General features: G+C 58.6%; 18 protein-coding genes and 1 pseudogene. 10 read left to right on the top strand and 9 right to left on the bottom strand.

Going from position 1 to position 20850, the window contains the following annotated elements; translation table 11 throughout:
* Positions 1-50: 50 nt before the first annotated feature.
* From F6X24_RS14695 to F6X24_RS14725, 7 genes and pseudogenes are all read left to right on the top strand, one after another.
* On the top strand, positions 51-1229 hold the full coding sequence (locus F6X24_RS14695; protein WP_229725121.1) for an ATP-grasp domain-containing protein: 1179 nt from the start codon (positions 51-53) through the stop codon (positions 1227-1229).
* A gap of 126 nt (positions 1230-1355) precedes the next feature.
* Positions 1356-2459, top strand: a complete 1104-nt coding sequence (locus tag F6X24_RS14700; RefSeq protein ID WP_151088737.1) for a carboxylate-amine ligase — start codon at positions 1356-1358, stop codon at positions 2457-2459.
* A 72-nt stretch (positions 2460-2531) separates the two neighbouring features.
* Positions 2532-3356 (top strand): type 1 glutamine amidotransferase, encoded by an 825-nt coding sequence (locus F6X24_RS14705; RefSeq protein ID WP_151088738.1) that lies wholly within the window; start codon positions 2532-2534, stop codon positions 3354-3356.
* A 78-nt stretch (positions 3357-3434) separates the two neighbouring features.
* Positions 3435-4625 carry a hypothetical protein gene (locus tag F6X24_RS14710; protein WP_151088739.1) on the top strand — a complete coding sequence of 397 codons (1191 nt, stop codon included), beginning with the start codon at positions 3435-3437 and terminating at the stop codon, positions 4623-4625.
* Between the two features lie 333 nt (positions 4626-4958).
* Positions 4959-5066: pseudogene (locus F6X24_RS19190) on the top strand (YkvA family protein); the annotation flags it as partial.
* 221 nt (positions 5067-5287) lie between these two features.
* A complete protein-coding gene (locus F6X24_RS14720) occupies positions 5288-5587 on the top strand; it encodes a hypothetical protein (protein ID WP_151088741.1) in 300 nt (99 codons plus the stop codon).
* A 47-nt stretch (positions 5588-5634) separates the two neighbouring features.
* Positions 5635-6480, top strand: coding sequence for a LysM peptidoglycan-binding domain-containing protein (locus F6X24_RS14725; RefSeq protein WP_151088742.1), 846 nt, complete (start codon positions 5635-5637; stop codon positions 6478-6480).
* 190 nt (positions 6481-6670) lie between these two features.
* Here F6X24_RS14725 and F6X24_RS14730 read toward each other — a convergent pair whose 3' ends face one another.
* Positions 6671-7543, bottom strand: a complete 873-nt coding sequence (locus tag F6X24_RS14730) for an SDR family oxidoreductase (protein ID WP_151088743.1) — start codon at positions 7541-7543, stop codon at positions 6671-6673.
* Between the two features lie 159 nt (positions 7544-7702).
* On the opposite strand from F6X24_RS14730, the gene F6X24_RS14735 reads away from it, so the two are divergent.
* The 3 genes from F6X24_RS14735 to F6X24_RS14745 all read left to right on the top strand — a co-directional run bounded on the left by F6X24_RS14735 (position 7703) and on the right by F6X24_RS14745 (position 10449).
* Positions 7703-8563 carry an NAD(P)-binding domain-containing protein gene (locus F6X24_RS14735; RefSeq protein WP_151088744.1) on the top strand — a complete coding sequence of 287 codons (861 nt, stop codon included), beginning with the start codon at positions 7703-7705 and terminating at the stop codon, positions 8561-8563.
* 42 nt (positions 8564-8605) lie between these two features.
* A complete protein-coding gene (locus F6X24_RS14740) occupies positions 8606-9886 on the top strand; it encodes a BaiN/RdsA family NAD(P)/FAD-dependent oxidoreductase (RefSeq protein WP_151088745.1) in 1281 nt (426 codons plus the stop codon).
* 116 nt (positions 9887-10002) lie between these two features.
* The gene (locus tag F6X24_RS14745) at positions 10003-10449 is read left to right on the top strand and encodes a PA2169 family four-helix-bundle protein (RefSeq protein WP_151088746.1); all 447 of its coding nucleotides are present in this window, start codon (positions 10003-10005) and stop codon (positions 10447-10449) included.
* A 97-nt stretch (positions 10450-10546) separates the two neighbouring features.
* Here the strand turns inward: F6X24_RS14745 and F6X24_RS14750 are convergent, their stop codons facing one another.
* The 8 genes from F6X24_RS14750 to F6X24_RS14785 form a co-directional block, all read right to left on the bottom strand.
* Positions 10547-11260 (bottom strand): VIT1/CCC1 transporter family protein, encoded by a 714-nt coding sequence (locus F6X24_RS14750; protein WP_151088747.1) that lies wholly within the window; start codon positions 11258-11260, stop codon positions 10547-10549.
* 13 nt (positions 11261-11273) lie between these two features.
* Complete coding sequence (locus F6X24_RS14755; protein WP_151088748.1) at positions 11274-12551, bottom strand: DUF3570 domain-containing protein; 1278 nt, start codon at positions 12549-12551, stop codon at positions 11274-11276.
* A 50-nt stretch (positions 12552-12601) separates the two neighbouring features.
* The gene (locus F6X24_RS14760) at positions 12602-12835 is read right to left on the bottom strand and encodes a DUF4266 domain-containing protein (RefSeq protein ID WP_151088749.1); all 234 of its coding nucleotides are present in this window, start codon (positions 12833-12835) and stop codon (positions 12602-12604) included.
* Positions 12832-13923, bottom strand: a complete 1092-nt coding sequence (locus tag F6X24_RS14765; RefSeq protein ID WP_151088750.1) for an FAD:protein FMN transferase — start codon at positions 13921-13923, stop codon at positions 12832-12834. Before F6X24_RS14765 ends, F6X24_RS14760 begins: the two co-directional genes overlap by 4 nt.
* A 5-nt stretch (positions 13924-13928) precedes the next feature.
* The gene (locus tag F6X24_RS14770; protein ID WP_151088751.1) at positions 13929-14393 is read right to left on the bottom strand and encodes a thioredoxin family protein; all 465 of its coding nucleotides are present in this window, start codon (positions 14391-14393) and stop codon (positions 13929-13931) included.
* Between the two features lie 75 nt (positions 14394-14468).
* Positions 14469-14981: a VIT1/CCC1 transporter family protein gene (locus tag F6X24_RS14775; protein ID WP_151088752.1), complete on the bottom strand. Its 513-nt coding sequence runs from the start codon at positions 14979-14981 to the stop codon at positions 14469-14471.
* A gap of 69 nt (positions 14982-15050) precedes the next feature.
* Positions 15051-16253 (bottom strand): efflux RND transporter periplasmic adaptor subunit, encoded by a 1203-nt coding sequence (locus F6X24_RS14780; RefSeq protein ID WP_151088753.1) that lies wholly within the window; start codon positions 16251-16253, stop codon positions 15051-15053.
* A 45-nt stretch (positions 16254-16298) separates the two neighbouring features.
* Positions 16299-20753, bottom strand: a complete 4455-nt coding sequence (locus F6X24_RS14785; RefSeq protein ID WP_151088754.1) for a CusA/CzcA family heavy metal efflux RND transporter — start codon at positions 20751-20753, stop codon at positions 16299-16301.
* Between the last annotated feature and the right edge of the window lie 97 nt (positions 20754-20850).

The raw sequence follows: 20850 nt of genomic DNA on the forward strand, positions 1-20850 counted from the left end.
TAGAAGTAGCGCACTTACCTACACCTTCGCACTTACGCTCAGCTTTCACCATGAAAAAAATCGGCATCTTGTTCGGCCAGGAAAATACCTTTCCCCAGGCTTTTGTAGACCGCGTCAACCAGAAGGCCGTTGATGGCATCACGGCCGAGTTTGTCCGGATTGAGGAGGTCGAGCAGGCCGTAGCCACCGACTACGCGGTTATTATTGACCGCATTTCGCAGGACGTGCCCTTTTACCGCGCCTTCCTCAAAAATGCTGCCCTCACGGGCACTGCGGTGATTAACAACCCCTTCTGGTGGAGCGCCGACGAGAAGTTCTTCAACAATGCCCTGGCCGTGCAGCTTGGCGTGCCGGTGCCCAAAACCCTGTTGCTGCCCAGCAAAGCCCGCCCCGACGATACGAGCGAAAACTCGTTTCGTAATCTGGCGATGTTCGACTGGCATAAGGCCTTCGAAAAAATTGGCTTCCCGGCTTTTATGAAGCCCCACGCCGGGGGTGGCTGGAAGAGCGTGTACAAGGTTGATAACCCCGAGGAAGCGTGGCGCGCCTACGACGAAACCGGCCAGCTCGTGATGCTGTACCAGGAGGCTATCGACTTCGACGACTACTTCCGCTGCTACTGCCTCGGCGGCAAAGACGTGCTCATTATGCCTTATGAGCCGCGCAATGCCCCTCATCAGCGCTACCAGACGGAAATGAAAACCCAGGGCGAGGCCGGCGAAAAGCTGCTTGCTACTATCCGAGACTATGTGCTGCGCTTGTGTCAGGGCCTGGGCTATGACTTTAACACCGTGGAATTTGCCGTGCGTGACGGTATTCCGATTGCCATCGATTTTGGCAACCCCGCTCCCGATGCCGACATCAACTCGGTTGGCGCCGAAAACTTTGAGTGGGTGGTAGAGCACGCGGCCAACCTGGCCATTGCGCGCGCCCAGGCCCAGCGGCCGGGCCAGGACAACCTGACCTGGGGCACGTTTGTGCAGAAATCGGCCCGGCAGCAATCTGCCTTCCCGGCTACGAAAGGTCCAGTAGAGGTTGGGACTGCGGTGCACGAAACCAACGACTTAGGCACCAATCCACCCAAGGCCGCTAAAAAAGCGACCACTTCTACCAAACCAGCAGCCTCCGGCATTGTAGCCCCCGCCGGTGAAGTGCCCAAGCCAACTGCTGCTCCTAAAGCCGCCAGCTCAGGCGCTAAGCCCAAAAAACCAACAACTAAAAAATCGTAACAGCTAGTTATTGCGCGTGCTTTTTAAAAGGGCTGCCCTCGCCATCAGGAGGCAGCCCTTTTTCTGGTACTTGCGCTAAACAGGTGGCCGGCGTTTAACCTACTTTCATTACATATACTTTTAGCTATGTCCCGCCCCGTTTTCACCCTCGGCATCGAGGAAGAGTTTCAAACCATCGACCCCACGACGCGCGACCTGCGCTCGCATATGTCGAAGATTGTGGAGGACGGCAAGATTACGCTCCACGAGCAGGTGAAGGCCGAAATGCACGAGTCGGTAGTGGAAGTAGGAACGGTTATCTGTAAAAATATTGAGGAGGCCCGCACCGAAGTACTGCACCTGCGCCGCCAGGTAGTGGAGCTGGCCGACCGCGTGGGGCTGAAAATAGCGGCGGCGGGTACGCACCCCTTTTCGCGCTGGCAAGACCAGCCTATTACGCCCGACGCCCGCTACGACAAAATAGTGGAAGAATTGCAGGAGGCTGCCCGCTCGAATCTGGTTTTTGGAATGCACGTCCACATTGGTATCGAAAACCGTGATTTGGGCGTGTATATGATGAATGCGCTGCGATATTTTTTACCCCACCTGTTTGCGCTCAGTACCAACTCTCCTTTCTGGGAAGGCCGCGAAACAGGTTATAAGTCATTCAGAACTAAAGTATTCGAGCGGTTTCCGCGCACTGGCATTCCCGATTATTTCAGCAGTGCATCTGAATACGACGAGTTTATTGCGCTGCTTATCAAAACTGGCTGCATTGATAACGGCAAGAAAATATGGTGGGATTTACGGCTACACCCATTTTTCGACACCATCGAATATCGCATCTGTGATATGATGATGCGGCCTGACGAAACTATTGCGGTAGCAGCCGTGATGCAGGCCCTGGTAGCCAAGATTTACAAGCTTAAGTGCCAGAACCTGAACTTCCGGCTTTACCGCAGCTCGCTCATCAAGGAAAATAAATGGCGGGCTGCCCGGTATGGTATTGATGGCCAGCTAATTGATTTTGGTACTGAAGAAGAGAAGCCGGCTCGCCAGCTTATCTTGGAATTACTCGATTTTGTGGATGACGTGCTCGACGAGCTGGGTAGCCGCCACGAGGTGGAATATATTCTTAAAATGCTTGAGATGGGCACCGGTGCCGACCGCCAGCTCGCCGTATTTCAGCAGACCGGCGACCTGACCAAAGTAGTGGATTATATCCTGAGCGAAACGATTTATGGGCTGTAAGCAGCCCGTTGCCCGTATTTAGTAGCTATGCCGGTAAATAATCGGCAAATTTCTGAAAGTCACCCAGAGTTTATGCCTACCATAAGAATCGCCCTGCTAGATATGTATAATAATTTCCCGAATGAGGGAATGCGTTGTATTCGCCAGCTATTACAACAAGCCGAAGCCGCTAATCATGTCCGTTTTGAGGTCGATACCTTCAACGTTCGGGCAACTGCCGAACTACCTGACCTCGAATATGATATCTATATTTCTACAGGCGGGCCCGGCAGTCCGCTGCCATCGAATGAGCCGTGGGAGCCGCGCTACTTCGATTTTATTGATGCCTTATTTGCGTATAATGCTACGGCCGAGCGCAAGAAGCACGTATTATTAATCTGTCATTCCTTTCAGCTGGTAAGCCGGCACCTGGGGCTGGGAGAAATCAGCAAGCGTAAGTCTACCTCTTTCGGCGTGTTGCCTGTGCACCTGACGCCGGCCGGCCACGCCGACCCCATTTTTGCCCAGCTGCCGGAGCCTTTTTACGCGGTTGACTCCCGCGATTATCAGCTTACCGATTTGCTGCCCGAGCGCCTGCGCGAGCTGGGCGTAGACGTGCTGTGCCTCGAAAAGGAGCGGCCCCACGTTCCGTTGGCGCGCGCCATTATGGCGCTGCGATTTTCACCCGAGATACTCGGTACGCAGTTTCATCCGGAGGCTGATGGGGAAGGCATGCTGCGCTACATGCGCACCGACGAGCGTAAGCAGCAGGTTATCACAGCGTATGGCGAAGAAAAATACCACGAGATGGTGCGCCTGCTGGCTACTCCCGAGGCCATTGCGCTAACTGAGGCGACGATAGTGCCCTCTTTTTTACGGCGGGCCCTGGCAGCCACTAGCGAGCCTGTACTTGCCTGATTAAGAATTTAGCCCCGCATTTAGCAGTGGCGCGAACCGGCTTGCGCGCGTACTTATTTCTTTCTTCCCGTTGCCGTTATGATTCCTGCTCCGCGTCAGTTATTTAATGCTGCTTTTTCTCCGCAGCGCTACCAGGAAATGCTGGCCGATATCAACCAGCAGCTTCCCGGCCAGCTCGACTTCAGAGTAGCCGAAACGCCGGTTTTCGTACCTGCCGAATTACGCGATAAACTAATCCGGGCCGGCCAGGATATTATCCGCGTAATTCAGCAGCCTACTTTCAAGCAGCTCACGGAAGGCGCTATTCCCGACAGGCAGCGCGTGCCGAATGAAGATGCCCACGCTGAGTTTTTGACTTTCGATTTTGCAGTATGCCGCAACAACGCCGGCGAGTTGGAGCCGCAGCTAATTGAAATGCAAGGCTTTCCTTCGCTCTATGCGTTTCAGGCCTACCTACCCGAATTATTTGCCAGGCACTACCCAATTGCCGATTCAGTTTCACCGTTTATCGACGTGCCCGATTCGGATGCTTATAAAGCAGCGCTTAGAAAGCTGATTCTGGCGGATGAAAACCCAGAAAACGTAATTTTGCTGGAGCTTTTTCCGGAGCGCCAGAAGACCCGCATCGACTTTGCGTTATCGAAGAACTACTGGGGCATCGAAGCCGTTTCGCTGCCCGATATACGCAAGCGGGGCAGGCAACTATTTTATGAAAAGGACGGCCGGGAAATCGTAATTAAGCGAATTTATAATCGTATTATTTTTGACGAGCTGGCCAGGTATCCAGACCTGAACCCGGAATTTAATCTGACTGATGAGGTCGATGTAACCTGGGTGGGCCACCCCAACTGGTTTTTTCGAATCAGCAAATATACGCTCCCTCTTATTTTCAGCGAGTTTGCTCCGCCCAGCTACTACTTACACGAGTTGAATACGTATCCGGCCGATTTGGAAAACTACGTTTTGAAGCCGTTGTTTTCGTTTGCTGGCGCGGGCGTGCGCCTGCACATTACAGCCAGCGACCTCGATGCGCTCCCCGACAAGCATAATTATTTATTGCAGCGTAAAGTAAAATACGAGCCCGTAGTGCAGTCGCCCGATGGCTTGGTGAAATGCGAAATCCGGCTGCTCTACATCTGGCCGCCTACTGCCCCTGAGCCCAAGCTGGTGGCAGGTCTGGCCCGCCTGAGCCGCGGAGAGATGATTGGGGTAGATTTTAATAAAAATATGGATTGGGTAGGCGGCACTACTCCTTTGTTTGAAAAATAAAGCACTCGCTAGGTTAAGCTGGCGCGCCAACTTAGGCGGTAAGGCTGCGTATCAGGTTGCCATTGCTTTTATCTAAAGCCAACCACCATGTCGACTCTTACTGAGCAGGGCCTCCGAATTTCCAAGAATGCAATTTTCAATTTATTTATTCGTAGAGCTGGCCGGCTGCTGGGCCGGCCGTTTAAAGTTATTACTATTCTTAATGAAACCGCTGACAAACTAGCGGATGAAAATAGTAAAGCTAATAAATTCGAGCAGCTTTTTGCTGCCGGAGCAACGCTTATCCGACTGGTTCGCAGCTACGTTACCGGAGAATACCGGGAAATCAAGACCAGTACGATTGTGGCTGGGCTCGCCGTGTTACTTTACGTACTGAGCCCGATTGATTTAATCCCTGATTTTATTCCGGTGCTGGGCTTTCTGGACGACCTGAGCTTAATAAGTTGGTTTGCCGGAAAATTTCAGGCAGAATTGGGGCGATTTCGTGATTGGGAAGGCCGGAATGCGCACCTGCAGGCGTCGGCTCCGGCCCAGGGCGACCGTAGCCTGCCCGCCACGGCAGAGTTGGGCCATTCCTAAATACGTTATCGTAGCCTTTGCTAGCCAGACCTCCCGCTTTTTCTACGCGCTGCGAGGCCCGAGCAATCCGCCTTATTTTGCTTATGCCGACCTTTTCTGTTTCCCTGCGCCTGCCGGCTATATTCGACGAAGCATTTTTTGCACTTATTCCGCAGCACCGCACTTTTATTAATCGCTTAATTGCTGAGCAGGTTATTCAGGCTTACGCCATTACTGCTGACCGTGGGCGCGGCTGGGTCGTGCTCAATGGGGAAGATGAACTAGCCGTTCGACGCATTGTAGAAAGCTTTCCCCTCTACGCTTTTTTGGAGATACTTGAAATAGACGAGCTGTTTATTTTTGACATCGCCGCCGCCCAGTTTCCCACTATCAGCCTGAATTAACTATATTCGGCAGATTCAATAGTAGTTGCACCTCACTTAGTTACGCAGTGATTATCCGCTCCTTATTTTTTGCCGGCTTATTTATCTGCAGCTCAGCCGGCTGGGCGCTGGAGGCAACTCCTATTACCACGCAGCAGCTCACTACGGGGCTGATTTCGGCTATTCAGGGGCTCAAAACACTGCGCGTCGCTACTGAGCTGCGCGAGCGCGTCGGCACGAGTACAACGCACGACTACACCCAAATGAAGCTTGCCTTCAACCCCTATCGCGTATACCTGAAAAACCAGAAAGGGGTGGAAGTATTGTACGTAACCGGGCAGAACGACAATGAGGCCTGGGTGTATCCGGCCGCTTTCCCCTACATCACGCTGAGCCTTAACCCAGCTGGTACTTTAATGCGCAAAGGCCAGCACCACACGGTTTTGCAGGCCGGCTTTTCCTTAATTGCCAACCTGCTGGGTGGTCCCAATGGCCGGGGCGACAACGCGTTCAGCCAGTCGTTTCGCTATGTGGGCGATACTACCATCCAAGGGGAGCGCGGCTATATCTTGCGTTCCGACTACCCTCAGTTTCGCTATATTGCTTATCGGGTTGGCAAAAATGAAAGTATTGAATCGATAGCAACTCATTTCAGCTGCGGCGAATACCGGATTATCGAACGCAACAAGCTAAGTGCTGATAGCAAGCTCAGCGAGGGCCAGGTACTGCAAGTACCTACTGCCTATGGCCGGCGCGTATTAGTAACGGTAGAGGCAAAAAGCTACCTACCGACTTCCGTCACAGTATATGATGACCGCGGCTTATATGAGAAATATATGTTTTCTGCTATTATAGCCAACCAGCCAATTTCTCCGGCCGAGTTTAGCAAAGGCTACAAAGGCTATAAACTCTGACCACTGATTGGCGCGGATTTTAACGGATTTCACGGATTTTGTGGACGATTCGCTTACTTTCTGCTTAGCATCGGCTGAACGCTCGTACAAGTATACCCAAAAAGGCCACCTACCCGGTAGCCTTTTTTCCTTAGTGACAAATCGTCCACAAAATCCGTGAAATCCGTTAAAATCCGCGCCAATCAGTGGTCTAGCGGCGCATGGTTTTCTCGATGGTATCCCACATATCGGGAGTAAGCATTTCGAGCTTGTTGAACTCGCCGGCCCCGTTGAGCCACTCGCCCCCGTCGATGGTGACGACTTCGCCGTTTACGTAGGCCGAGAAATCAGACACGAGGTACGCTGCCAGGTTGGCCAGCTCCTGATACTGGCCCACGCGCTTGAGCGGCACGCTAGCGGCGGGGTCGAGCTTGCTGGCCAGCGGTTCGGGAAACAGGCGACTCCAGGCGCCCTCCGTAGGAAACGGGCCGGGGGCAATCGCATTGGAGCGGATACCGTACTTGGCCCACTCCACGGCCAGCGAGCGGGTAAGTGCCAGCACCCCGGCCTTTGCGGCGGCCGAAGGCACTACGTAAGCCGAGCCCACGGAGGCATAGGTAGTCACGATATTGAGGATGGTGCCGGGCTGCTTTTCGGCTATCCAGCGCTTGCCTACGGCCAGGGTGCAGTTGTAGGAGCCCCGTAGCACAATATCGACTATCACATCGAAGGCCTTATGACTGAGGCGCTCCGTGGGACTGATAAAATTTCCGGCAGCATTATTGAGCAAGACATCAACGCGCCCAAACTCTTCATACGTGCGCGTCAGCATTGCTTCTACTTCATCGTATTTGCGCACATCGCAGGCCAGGGCCAGTACCCGCCCACCCGTCTGCTGGCGCAGTTCGACCGCTGTTTGCTCCAATACAGCGAGTTTGCGGCTGGTGATGGTCACATTGGCACCTAATTGCAGAAAATACGTCGTCATGGCCCTGCCCAAGCCTGTTCCACCACCCGTTACAATGATGGTTTTACCAGCCAGCGCATTATCGCGCAGCATCGGTTGTGCAAAAGAATTTGTCATCAGGCAAATGGGATTAAGCAGTACGCAGCTAAGGTTGAGAAACGCCCGAAGGTAAGTAGTAATTCTTACCAGGTTGAAATAGCTGATACAGGGTTTATCGATTCATGTGCAACTTGCAGCCTTTTTACATAGGCACCTAGTAATCAAGAATAATATTTTATGTCTATTACCACGCTTATCAATCCGGTAGCCGAGTCTTCTACGGTAGCCGTATTGGGCTGTGGCTGGCTGGGGATGCCGTTAGCAAAGAAGCTGTTAGCCCAGGGCCACCGGGTGCTGGGCTCAACCACTACTGCCGAGCAAGTGCCGCTACTGGCTGCCGCCGGCATCGAGCCTCAGCTGCTTCAGCTGGGCAGTAGCTTTACGCTGGCCGACGAGGCCAGCCTCACGCACTGGCTGTCGCAAGCCGATACGCTGGTCTTGAATGTACCGCCCCGCGCGGCGGTGGCTGGCGGGTACCCCACGCTGCTGCGCCCCGTGCACCGGGCAGTAGCCGCCGCACGCCTCAAGGCCGTTTTATTTGTCTCAACCACGGGGGTTTACCCCGACGAGCCCCGGATAATGCGCGAAACGGATGCTATCAGCACCCGCGATGCGGCGTCGGATGTGCTGCGCACCGAAGGGCATTTTGTGCCGCGCTATGGTCAGTGGCAAAGCTCGGTAGTGCGCCTGGGCGGCCTTTTTGGGCCCGACCGGGCACCGGGCCGCTTTCTGGCCGGCCGCCGCGACCTGCCGCAGGGCGACGCACCCACCAACCTGCTGCATCTCACCGATGCGGTAGGCGTGTTAAGCACCATTATTGGCCAGCAGATTTGGGGGCACACGCTTAATGTTTGCGCCCTGCAACACCCGCTGCGCCGCGACTTTTACCCCGCCGCCGCGGCCTATCTGGGTCTGGAGCCGCCAACCTTTCAGGCAACTGGCAGTGGGGGTAAAACCGTTGATTCCAGCCGGCTGCGCGCCCTGTTCCCCTACACGTTTCAGCACGACGATGTGCTGGCCGCCCTGCCCTATTGCTAGGCCGCGAGCAGCGGAGCACTGGTCGGCAGGTTATCTTTGTGCATGCCTTCGTCTCTTGCCGCTGCCCCAACCCAGCCTGAAGTAGTGGCGGTGCTGGGCGGAGGAGCCGCCGGCTTTTTCGGCGCCATTGCCTGCGCCGAGGCCAATCCGCAGCTAACGGTTCTGCTGCTGGAAAAAAGCCCGAAGCTGCTGGGCAAGGTGCGCATCTCGGGGGGCGGGCGCTGCAACGTAACCCACGCCTGCGAGTCGGCCGCGCAGCTGGTGCAGCACTACCCGCGCGGCGGCCGGCAGCTAAAAGAAGCATTCCGCCGGTTTGGGGTACCCGACACCATTGCCTGGTTTGCGCAGCGCGGCGTAGCGCTCAAAACCGAGGCCGATGGCCGCATGTTTCCAACCACCGACAGCAGCGAAACCATCGTCCGCGCGCTGGAAGATGCCGCCCGGCGGGCCGGAGTACGGGTACTCACGCGCACCGCCGTTGAGCAAATCAGGCCTTTGGCGGCGGGAGGCTTTACGCTGACATTCAGCGAAGTAAACCCGCTCCTGGGCAAGGAGCTGCACGTAAGCCGGCTACTGGTAGCCACGGGCGGCAACCCAAAACCGGCGGCCTACGACTGGCTGCGTGAGCTGGGCCACACCATTGCCGAGCCAGTGCCCTCGCTCTTTACCTTCAACGTGCCTACCTCGCCCCTGCGCGAGCTGCCGGGCGTCAGCGTACCTCAGGCGCGGGTAGTGCTGGCGGGTGAAAAGCTGCAATACGAAGGCCCGCTGCTGGTAACGCACTGGGGCGTGAGCGGGCCGGCCGTGCTCAAGCTCTCGGCCTGGGGTGCCCGCCGCCTGCACGAACTGGGCTACCACGGCACGGCGCTGGTAAGCTGGGTGCCCATTCACACCGATGAAACCCTGCGGCCCTGGGCCCAGGAATTTCGGCTTGAAAACGGCAAAAAGCAGGTGGCCGCTCATCCGCAGTTTGGCCTGCCCGCCCGGCTATGGCGCACGCTGGCAGCCGAAGCCGGCATCGGGCCCGAAACCCGCTGGAGCGACTTGCCAGCTAAGGCCCAAAACCGCCTGCTGGAGCTGTTGCTGCGCACGCCGTTGCAGGTGCAGGGCAAAACCACGCACAAAGACGAGTTTGTGACCTGCGGGGGCGTTCCGCTCAGCGAAGTAAGCCTGACTACCCTGGAAAGCCGCCGCGTGCCCGGACTCTATTTTGCCGGCGAAGTACTTGACATAGATGGCATTACCGGCGGGTTTAATTTTCAAGCGGCCTGGACGACCGGTTTCCTGGCAGGGCAGGCGATTGCCAGGCCGACTAAGGGGTAGGCAAACGGTGCCGAAGCCGGAGAATAGAATTTGGGCATCTTCGGGCCAATTGTAACCTTGTGGGCAGTTGAGTAGTAAACTCACTCACCTTTTCCAACTAAATTTCTTTTCCACTCATGGAAGCCAAAGCCACTCAAGCCCTGCTCAACGAACTCGTAGAAACCCTTAAGGATGGCCAGAAAGGCTATTCGGATGCGATGACCGATGTGGAGGACACCAAGCTGAAAGACACGTTTAAAAAATATGCCGCCCAGCGCGCCAGCTATGTCACGGAGATTGAAGACCAGATGTTTAAGCTGGACCTTAAGCCCGACGAAAGCGCCTCAGTGACCGGCACCGTACACCGCGCCTGGATTAATTTAAAATCGGCGCTTACCAGCAAAGACAACCACGCCGTTCTTGCTGAGTGTGAGCGCGGCGAAGACTACGCTAAAAAAGCCTACGAAACTGCCCTTAAGGCACAAGACCTGCCCAGCGCCCTGCACACGGTACTGACCAAGCAGGCCGCTGGCGTAAAGCAGGCGCACGATGAGATTAAAGCGCTGCGCGACGCTACTAAGTAGAAGCGTAGAACTATCTCTACCTACTGAGTAGGTGATGTTTGCCAATCAACAAAAGAGGGTTACCCATAATTGGGTAACCCTCTTTTGTTGACTACTGCTAGATGCTTTGCCCCTGCACCAGCCGGGCTACATAAAAGGCTGCGGCGGCGGCAGCAGCTCCGGTAGCCGCCATCTTTATTGCGCCGGCAATGGGTGCCTGACCGGTCATGCGGCTCTTGAAAAAACCAAATACGAGCAGGCAAACCAGCGTAATCAGCCCCGACCACAGCAAGCCCGCGTGCGGAGTGGCAGTCAGGAAATACGCGCTGAGCGGAATGAGGCCGCCTACGGCGTAGGCCCCGGCGATGGTAATAGCGCTCTTGAAAGCCTGCTTGGGGTCGGGCTGCTCAAGGCCCAGCTCATACTTCATCATAAACTTGACCCACTGCTCAGGGTCTTTCACAAGCTCATTGGTAGCCTGGGTGGCAGTTGCTTCGGAAAGACCCATCTCGACGAACAGCTCCTGCACCTCCCGGTGCTCGACGTCGGGCACGGTGCGAACCTCCTCGTGCTCACGGGCCAGCTCGGCCGCGTAGTGGTCGACTTCGGTGCGGCCGGCCAGGTAGCCACCCAGCCCCATTGCAATAGAGCCAGCCACTATTTCGGCCAGCCCCGCCGTGATGACGAGGCCCGACGACTGCACGGCCCCACTCAAACCCGCCGCCAGGGCAAAGGGCACGGTGAGGCCATCGGAGAGGCCGATAACTATATCCTGCAAAATAGCCGAGCTGGTGAGGTGCTTTTCGGCCGCAGGCGCAGTGATGGGATTCATAAGCGGCAGCTGCTTAGGGCATGGTGAAAGACAGGTCGGCGCTTACTACGTTGGCCGTGAGGCCGGTGCTTTGACGATAGTAGCCATAGCGCAAATCCAATGACTTAAACTTGGTGATGCGGCCCCCAAACGGCGCTTTGAAGCGGCCCAGCCCATAAAGCGGCGCGTAGCGGAAGCCCAGGCCGACTTTATTAGCCGAAAAGGCCGACAGGTCGTAGTCGGAGGTGAAATACTCTTCTGTCGAAACGTGCGCCAGATAGGGCGCAAAGTAGTCGGCGGCCGTTTGGGTATGGTAGCGATAAAACGGGTAGAGCGTAAAGAAAGGACTCACCTTCACCGGCACTTCCAGCTCGAAAGTGTGGGCCCGGATGCCAAAATTGTCGTTGTAGAAGCGGTAAAAGCCGCGCAGCTGCACCAGGTCGGTGGCGTAGTACGTTAGGCGCAGGCTGGCCGGGTACTTGTAGCGCAGGCGCGGCAGCACCTCGGCCAGGGCCGTACCGAGCGTGCCGAGCTGGCCATTGGCATCGGGCCGGTCTTTAAAGTACACCCGCTGAAACGGCGTGCTCAGCAACCCGCGCTGCACCACCGGCTCTACGCTGACGGAAGCCTGCAGGCGCTTGCTGAGCACCTGCGCATAAACGAGCGACAGCGTGAAGCTCTGGCGGGTGTCGGAGCCATAGTTGTGGTTGCGCGTGCCGCCCACCCGCAGCTCGGCGGGGGTTACGAGCTTTATCTGGTCGAAGAATGCCTGGCCGCTCACGCTTAGCTGGCGGTTGCCATCGAGCGAAGTGCGCGCCCAGGAGCCAACCAGGTTAAACGACAGATAGTCATACTCTTTCGACACGCCCGCACCGGCCCCCAGCGTGGTAAGCTTATCGGCCAGCAGGTGCGAGAGGCCAAAATCGGCATGGTAACGCACGTCGGAAGCCGAGGGCGACGACATCACCTGGTCGATTTTATCGGAAGAGGCCGAGGCGTAGTAGTCGATGCCGACATTAGCCGAGAGGCGCGTGGTAGAGTCGAGCGGCACGTTGAGCAGGATGGTCGGCGCCGTATCGGTAAGGTGCTGGCTGCCAATACCGCCTTCCACGGCGCTGTGGTCGCCGTTTTGCTGGTAGTAGCTACCCAATATATCCACTTCCGTTTCGCCGTAGCGGGCCGGCGTGGGCAGTTGCGACGCGTTGACGGGTGAAATACCTGAGCCATCGAGGCGGTTGGGCGTGGGTGTAGCCTGAGCAAAGGCAGCAAGCGGGGCCGTGCAAATGAGCGCAAGGAGGATTAGCTTTCTCACAAATTAATTTATTATATTCAAAATTTACTATACAATGAGCCTCCTTCTCCTTAATTGCAGCCGCAGCCACCGCCTACTTTGCCCCCATTGGCGCCGCCGGCGCCTTCACGGTAGCTTTCAAAGTTTACTTCCGGGGTTTCAACTTTTTTCGTTGCGAGCTTCATATCCTCGTCGTTGAGGTAAGCTTTCTGGTAGGCGGCTACCGAAACGCAGCTGGGCAGTGCGGCACTGCCTGCCAGCAGCAAACCCAGCAGCGCCGGGCGAAAAACAACAGAATATCTCATGGCTTTGGGGGGTGAGGCACGTTAGCAGCGGCGGGCGCTGCGCTATGGTATGGATTGAGTTGCATACCCCTGGAAACCAGGGTTTGCCCCTCGTCGGTAATGAGGGTGCAGTTGATGCCTTTGAGGCGGTTTATCAGGGCCAGGCCTTCTACGGGGCCGAGCACGAACACGGCATCGTCGAGGGCATCGGCCAGCTCCACATCGGGGCAGATAATCGTAACGGAGCGCAACCCGGTAGCGGGGTAGCCCGTGTGCGGGTTGATGATGTGGCCATAATACCGGCCCTTGACGGTGAAGAACTGCTCGTAGTTGCCGGCCGTTACGACCGCCAGGTCGCTCACCGTCAGCCAGGAGGAAACGGTATGCGGCCGGGCCGGGTCACCAATGGCAATGCGCCAGGCCGAGCCGTCGGGCTGGTGGCCCCAGCAATACACGTCGCCCGAGCCGTTGATGAGGCCACCCGTGATACCCATTTTTTTCATCAGCTCCTGGGCCCGGCGCACCCCGTAGCCTTGCAGAATGCCAGCCAGGTTGAGGCGCATGCCTTTTTCGGGCAGGAAAACCGAGTGGGTAGCCGGGTCGAGCTTTACCTTTTGCCAGCCAATGCGCTTGACCGAGCGCCGCACCACGGCCGAATCGGGCAAGCTGGCATGCTCCTGGCGGTCAAACTGATATATCTTATCGCCGCTGGCAAAGGTGATGTCAAAGGCTCCGCCGCTCAGGGCCGATATTCTGAGGGTACGCTGGATAAGGTCGTACACTTCCTGGTCTACCACCACCGGCCGGATACCGGCCATCCGATTGATTTTCACTACCTGAGAAGTAGAGTCCCAGTACGAGCACAGGCGGTCGATGCGCTGGGTTTCGCGCAGGCCCGCCCGCACGGCCCGCCAGGCCAACGAGTCATCGGCCGAGACGGCCGTGAACGTGAAGTGCGAGCCCATGAGGTGGGCTTCGCGGGTGTAGGTGCGGGCGCGGGCCGGGGCTACGGGCTGGGCCGCGGCCGAGCCTGCGCTCAGGGCCAAGAGGCCCGCGCCGAGTAGTATTCCGCTTTTACGCCACCAGGCAGGCAAGCCAAAAATGGGCATACTGCTTATTTTTTAGCGAGCAGCTGCTCCAGATAGGTATCGTAGGCGGCAACTCCGCCGGGCCGGTAGCCCGTGCGCGCCAGAATTTTGCCTTCGGGCGATACCAGCACTACGGCCGGAAACGAGCCTTCCTTGTTGAGCCGGGCGGCGGCATCTTCGTTGAGCTTGGTTTGCGCGTCGGGCAATCGGTTTTTCTTGTTGCGCGGGAAGTCAAAGCGCGCCAGCACAAACTTGTCTTTGGCAAACTGCGCAAACTCGGGCTGGTCAAATACTTCCTGCTTGAGCATCATGCAGGGCTTGCACCAGTCGGAGCCCGAAAAAACGACTAATACTGGCTTCTGGCTGGCTTTAGCCTGCTCCAGCGCGGTGGGCAACGAGGCGTTCCAGGTAGGAGCCGAAGCTGTTTGGGCCTGGGCCGGAGCAGCCGTGGCCACGACAGCCACGCTGCTGATTAACAAAAATGAGCGCATTAGAAGGAGAAATTAAAAGGTAATTACGTAGGCAACGCGTGCCTCACCAGACGAGTGCGGAGTAAGGGAAAACACTCATCCTCCGGCGCCGATGCGACCCAGCCATAGACCGATACCAAAAACGATACCGCCCCCTACGATTACTTGAAAAATAGTAGAAGCCAGCGGGGTTTTCATAAACCGAAAGCGGATGTATGCTATCAGCAGCAGCTCTACCCCTACTACGATATAGGCCACGCGCAGGGCCAGGGCCAGGTCGCTAATCAGGAAGGGCAGCGTGTGCAGCATTCCGCCCAGCGTCGTGGCTCCGCCCGTGATGAGGCCGCGCATCCAGGGGTTGCCGCGCCCCGTTACGGCCCCGTCGTCGGAGAGCGCTTCGGCCAGGCCCATGCTGATGCCGGCCCCTACCGACGCGGCCAGCCCCACAAAAAACGCGGCATGCGCCGAATGGGTCAGGCCGGCCGCCGCAAAGAGCGGGGCCAGCGTCGAAACCGAGCCATCCATGAGCCCCAGCAGGGCCGGCTGCACTTTTTGTAAGACGAAGGTTGCTTCTTCAGCCGCTGGGCTGATAACTAAGGGAGATTCCATATACTTGGTTTGGGGGGTACTAGCCAGCCGTAGGTCGGCAAATCCGGCGGGGTTATATAAGACAAGGTTTTAGTCGCCCCCGGCTCCTTTGCGCAGCTCGGCATCGAGAAAATAGGCCCCGCGCCGCACCAGCTGCGTGGTATCGGGCAGCGGGTCGAGCACGGTCACGGCTACGTCGCCGTGCTGGGGCTGGCCGGCCCGCACTTTCACGCGCCGAAAAACGGTGCGGCCCGAATCGGTACCTACCCGCTGGAAGATGTAGCTCAGGTCGCCGGCCTGAATGAGGGCCGCCTCGGGCAGGGTGCGCACCCGCGCCCCGGCCGTCTGAATGCGGGCCGCTACAAACTGGCCGGGCAGCAAATCGGAGCGCTCGGGCTCCAGGTGGGCGTGCACGCGCACCGTGCGGGCATTGTCGTCGAAGGCTTTGCCTACCAGAAAGACGCGGGCAATCAGCTCCTCGGGCCGACCGGTGTTCTGCACGTTGAACAGGATTTTCTGGCCCGGCTTCACGAAGGCCACGTCTTTTTCGAACACCTTAAGCTCCAGGTGCAGGTCGTCGCGGCTCAGCACTTCTACCAGCACATCCTGCGGGTTTACATATTGGCCGGGGTTGATATTCACCGCTTTTACGTAGCCGGCGATGGGCGTAGTGAGCGGCACGCTGCTTACGATAGTGCCCGCGTCGAGGCGGGCGGTAGAGATACCCAGCAGCCGCAGCTGTGCGGCCGTCGTGCGTAGCGTAGCCTGCTCGGTGGCGTAGTCGGCGCGGGCCTGCTGCAGCTTGCGCTTGGCGCCTACATCCTCCACGTCGAGGATACGCTGGCGCTCCAGGTCTTCGGCCAGAAACCGCACCTTGGCCTTGCTCTGCAAATAGGTCTGCTGCATGGTCAGGTACTCGGGCGAGCGCAGCGTAGCCACCACCGAGCCGGCCGCTACGTGCTGGCCGGGCAGCACGGGCACGGTTTGCACGTAGCCCCCCATAATAGCCGTGATGGATACGCGGTTCTGGGGCGGCACCTCTACCGAGCCGTTGGCCTGCACCTCGGTGGTCATGTTCTGGCGCTCGAAGCTGCCCAGCTCAATGCCGGCGGCCTGCGCCTGGGCGGGACTTACGGCTACCTGGTCGGGGTTGGTGGGGGCAGCGGCGGCGGCCGGCTTGGCATCTTTGCCGGCGGGGGCATCCTTGCCAGCCGCCGCATCGGGCTTCGAATGACAGGCAGCCAGCAGCGCCAGCGTGCCAATAAAAGAGTAAAGCTTCGGGTTGAAATACATTATAATAAAAGCGACTAAGCGCTTGGGCGTTAGCAAAAATGACTACTATTTGGCAGCTACCGGCTCGGTACCCACCACGGCCAGCAGGCTCACCACCAGGTCGTCGTACTGGCGCACCTGGTCGAGGTAGCCTTCCTGAATTTGCCAGGCTGGCTGGGTGTTCACCACATATTCAACATACTCTATATCTCCGGCACGAAAGCTTTTTTCGGCGGTGTCGAGAATGAGGCGAGCCTGCGGCAGCGCGGCCTGCTCGTAGTACGTGAGCGAGGCCCGCGCCCGCCTTAGCTGCTGGCGCAGCGTGGTGAGCTGGGTAGTAAGCTGGCTTTGAGCATAGGTAAGCTGCTGGTCGGCTACCTGCTGGCCCAGGCGGGCGGCAGCTACCCGGGCTTTCTGCACACCCCCGAGCAGCGGCACGGCTAGGCCCACCTGCCCCACGTTGAAGCCCTTTTCCAGGTTGATGGTCTGGTTGAAATAGCCCACCCGCACGTCGGGCAGGCGCCGCAGACTCTCTACTTTAAGCTGCTGTCGGCTCACGGCTACCTGCTGGCGCAGTAGGCCCAGCTGCGGGTTGCTCTCGGGCGAGAGGGCCAGCGTGTCGGCGGGCGTGAGGAGTGCTACGGGGCTGGCCGTGGTATCGAAGCGGGCCGGCTGCCCGCTACCCAGCAGCTGCCCCAGCTGCCGCTCCAATACCTGAATATCGACCCGCAGCGTGGCCAGCCGGTTGCGCAGCTCCTGGCTGCGCGCCTCGGCCGATACCTGCTCGAGACGGTTGGTTTCGCCCACCTGGTAGCGAATGCGGGCCGCGTGGGCAGCCCGGCGGTACAGGCTGTCCTGGCGGCGTAGCACGGCGGCCCGCCGGTAAGCTACCAGCAGCTGGTAGTAGTTGCTGCGAATAACCTGGGCCACATCACGGCGCTGCTGCCGGGCGCGCTGCTCGGCCGTCAGGGCCTGCGTTTGCAGCAGCCGGCGCTGGGCCGCGTACACGCTGGGCAGGGCCGTTTGCTGAATGATATTGATACTGTGGTCGTTGTACGGGCCCGAAATCTGGCCGTACTGGTAATCGACTATCGTGCGCGGCACATCGTAGCCGGTGCGGTTGAGCGCCCGCTGCTGCTCCACCTGCAAGCTGGAAGTTTGCAGCGAAAGGTTCTGGCCGGTAGCCGTTTGCAGCGCCTGGCTCAGGCTCAGCGGCTGGCCGGCGGTAGAGCCCAACGTGTTCTGAGCCTGAGCCAAGCCGGCGCACCCCAGCAGCCCGCCCAACAACAGAATAGCGGCCACTACCGGGGCCGGGCTGGCCTTCGGGCCGCCTTCCTGAACCGGGTCGGCGGGCACCTCTCCTACTTCGGCAGCGTGCTTGGCTTTTTCCTCGGCCTCGGCTACTTCTTCGGGGTTAGGCTCGCCATCCTTGGTAAAGAAGGTGTAGAGCACCGGCAATACGACCAGCGTCAGCAGCGTGGCCGAAATCAGCCCGCCGATAACCACCGTGGCCAGGGGCTTCTGCACTTCGGCCCCGGCCGAGGTGCTAAGCGCCATCGGCAAAAAGCCCAGCGAGGCGACGCTGGCCGTGAGTATTACCGGCCGGAAGCGCTCCTCGGTGGCGCGCAACACGCGCTCACGCACCTTCTTCACGCCTTCGGCCGCCAGCTCGTTGAGGCTGGCCAGCAGCACAATGCCATTGAGCACGGCTACCCCAAACAGGGCAATGAAGCCCACGCCCGCCGAAATACTAAACGGCATGCCGCGCAGCCACAGCGCCACAATGCCGCCAATGGTAGCCAGCGGCACTCCCGTAAAAATCAGCAGCGCCTGCTTCACCGACCGGAACGAGAGGTAGAGCAGCATAAAAATCAGCGTCAGCGAGACCGGCACGGCTACCGACAAGCGCTTTTTGGCCTGAATCAGGTTTTCGAACTGCCCGCCGTAGCTCAGGGTGTAGCCGGGCGGCAGCTTGAGGCCGGTACTGAGCTTGCCCTGAATCTCTTCGACCAGGCTCTGCACGTCGCGGCCCCGCACGTTGATGCCGATGTTGATGCGACGGCGCGCATCGTCGCGCGAAATCTGGATGGGCGCGTTGTGGTAGCTCACCTGGGCCACCTCATCGAGCGGAATTTTCTGGCCGCCGGGCGTATCCACGTACAGGTCTTGCAGGCTGCTGAGGCCGGCGCGGTGCACGCTGTCGAGCCGCACTACCAGGTCGTAGCGGCGCTCACCTTCGTACACCTGCCCCGCCACGTCGCCGGCGAAGGACGAGCGCAGCAGGGTATTCAGGTCACTCACTTTCAGCCCGTACTGGGCCAGCTTCTGGCGGTCGTAGCGCACGCGCATCTGCGGCAGGGCCGCAATCTGCTCCACCTTCAAATCGCCCACGCCGGCCAGGGGCCGAATCAGGTCAGCCGCGTCGTTGGCTTTCTCGAAGAGCACGGCCAGGTCGTCGCCATAAATCTTGATGCTTACGTCCGACTTCACGCCCGAAATCAGCTCGTTGAAGCGCATCTGGATGGGCTGCTGAAACTCCAGGGTCACGCCGGGAATACCGGCCAGGGCGGCCTGCATCTTATTGGCCAGCTCCTCGCGCGAGGTGGCCGACGTCCACAGGCTGCGGTCTTTAAGAATCACCATCTCATCGCTGTCTTCGAGCGACATCGGGTCGGTCGGAATCTCGGAGGTGCCGCTTTTGCCCACAATCTGCTCGATTTCGGGGAATTTCTTCAGCAAAATCTGCTGCACGCGGGTATTGGTGGCTACCGTCTGGCTCAGCGATGAGCCGGGGGCCAGCGTCACGTTCAGGGCAATGTCGCCCTCATCGAGCTGCGGAATAAACTCGCCGCCCATGCGCGAAAAAATGAATCCCGCCAGCACCAGCAGTCCCACGGCCGCGCCCACCACCACCCAGCGCGCCCGCAGCGCCGCCCGGATAACCGGGTCGTAGCCCCGGTGCAAAAACTTCATAATACGGTAAGAAATCGTGCCTTCCTCTTTTATATCCTTACGCAGCGCCCAGGCCGTAACGGCCGGCACGTAGGTGAGGCAGAGTAGCATGGCCCCCACAATAGCGAAGCTGACCGTGAGCGCCATCGGCCGGAACATCTTGCCCTCAATGCCGGTGAGCGACAGAATGGGGAAGTACACGATAAGAATGATAAACTGCCCGAACAAGGCCGACGACATGAGGCGCGTAGCGGCAGCTTCGGTCATGTCGTCCATCGTTTCGTGGGCGGCCTGGTCGCGCTGATGCACGAGGTGGTAGATAACGGCCTCCACGATAATCACGGCTCCATCCACGATAAGCCCGAAGTCCAGTGCGCCCAGGCTCATCAGGTTGGCCGATACCCCAAACAGGCTCATCATACCCAGCGCAAAGAGCATGCACAGCGGAATCATGGTGGCCACTACCACGGCGGCGCGCCAGTTGCCGAGCAGCAGTAGCAGCACAAATAGCACAATCACGCCGCCCTCAATCAGGTTGTGCTCGACGGTGGCAATGGCTTTGTCAACGAGCTTGGTGCGGTCGAGAAAGGGGGTGATAACGAGGCCCTTGGGCAGCGTTTTCTGAATGGCCGCCACCCGCGCCTTCACGCTTTTAATCGTATTCTCGGAGCTGGCACCCTTGAGCATCAGCACAATGCCGCCCACGGTTTCGCCCTGGCCGTTGCGGGTCATGGCCCCGTAGCGCACGGCGTGGCCCATGCGCACGGTGGCCACGTCGCGCACCAGCAGCGGCGCGCCCGCAGCGGCCTGCTTAATAACGGTAGCGCCCAGGTCCTGGAGCGAGGCTACCCGCCCCTCACCCCGAATAAAGTAGGCATTGGGGCCGCGCTCCAGGTACGAGCCGCCGGTGTTGGCATTGTTGTCCTGCAACGCCTGATACAGCTCAACCATCGTTACATTATTGGCCGCCAGGCGGTTGGGGTCGACGGCCACTTCGTACTGGCGCACAAAGCCCCCGAAGCTGCTTACGTCCACCACGCCCGTTACCCCGGCGAGCTGGCGCTTCACTATCCAGTCCTGCACGTCGCGCAGTTGGGCCAGGGAGAAGTTCTTTTCGTAGCCCGGCAGCACCCGAATACTGTACTGATATATCTCGCCCAGGCCGGTAGTAATGGGCGCCATGCCGGGTGTGCCCGAGCCGGCTACCAGGTCGGCCTGGGCATTGGTGAGCTTTTCGGCCACCAGCTGCCGGGTACGGTAGGTGTCGACGTTGTCGGGAAACACTACGGTTATCACCGACAGGCCAAAGCGCGAGATGGAGCGAATTTCCGTTACGCCCGGAATGGTACGCAGCTGCAATTCGAGCGGGATAGTAAGCATCTGCTCCACTTCCTGCGCCGCCAGCGCGGGGCTTTGGGTAATAACCTGCACCTGGTTGTTGGTGACGTCGGGGATGGCGTCGAGCGGCAGGTTGGCTGCCGAAAAGCCGCCCCAGGCCAGCAGGCCCAGCATCAGCAAGCCCACAATGAGCTTATTGCGGACGCTGGCCGCAATAATTTTGGAAAGCATGAAAACAAAGGGATGCGGCCCTGGGCTGCGAAGCATAGCGCTTCACATCAGCGCGGCGCGTGCCAACGGCACGGCCAGCGCATTCCCAAAAGCCAGA

The organism is Hymenobacter baengnokdamensis (assembly GCF_008728635.1).
GTDB lineage: Bacteria > Bacteroidota > Bacteroidia > Cytophagales > Hymenobacteraceae > Hymenobacter > Hymenobacter baengnokdamensis.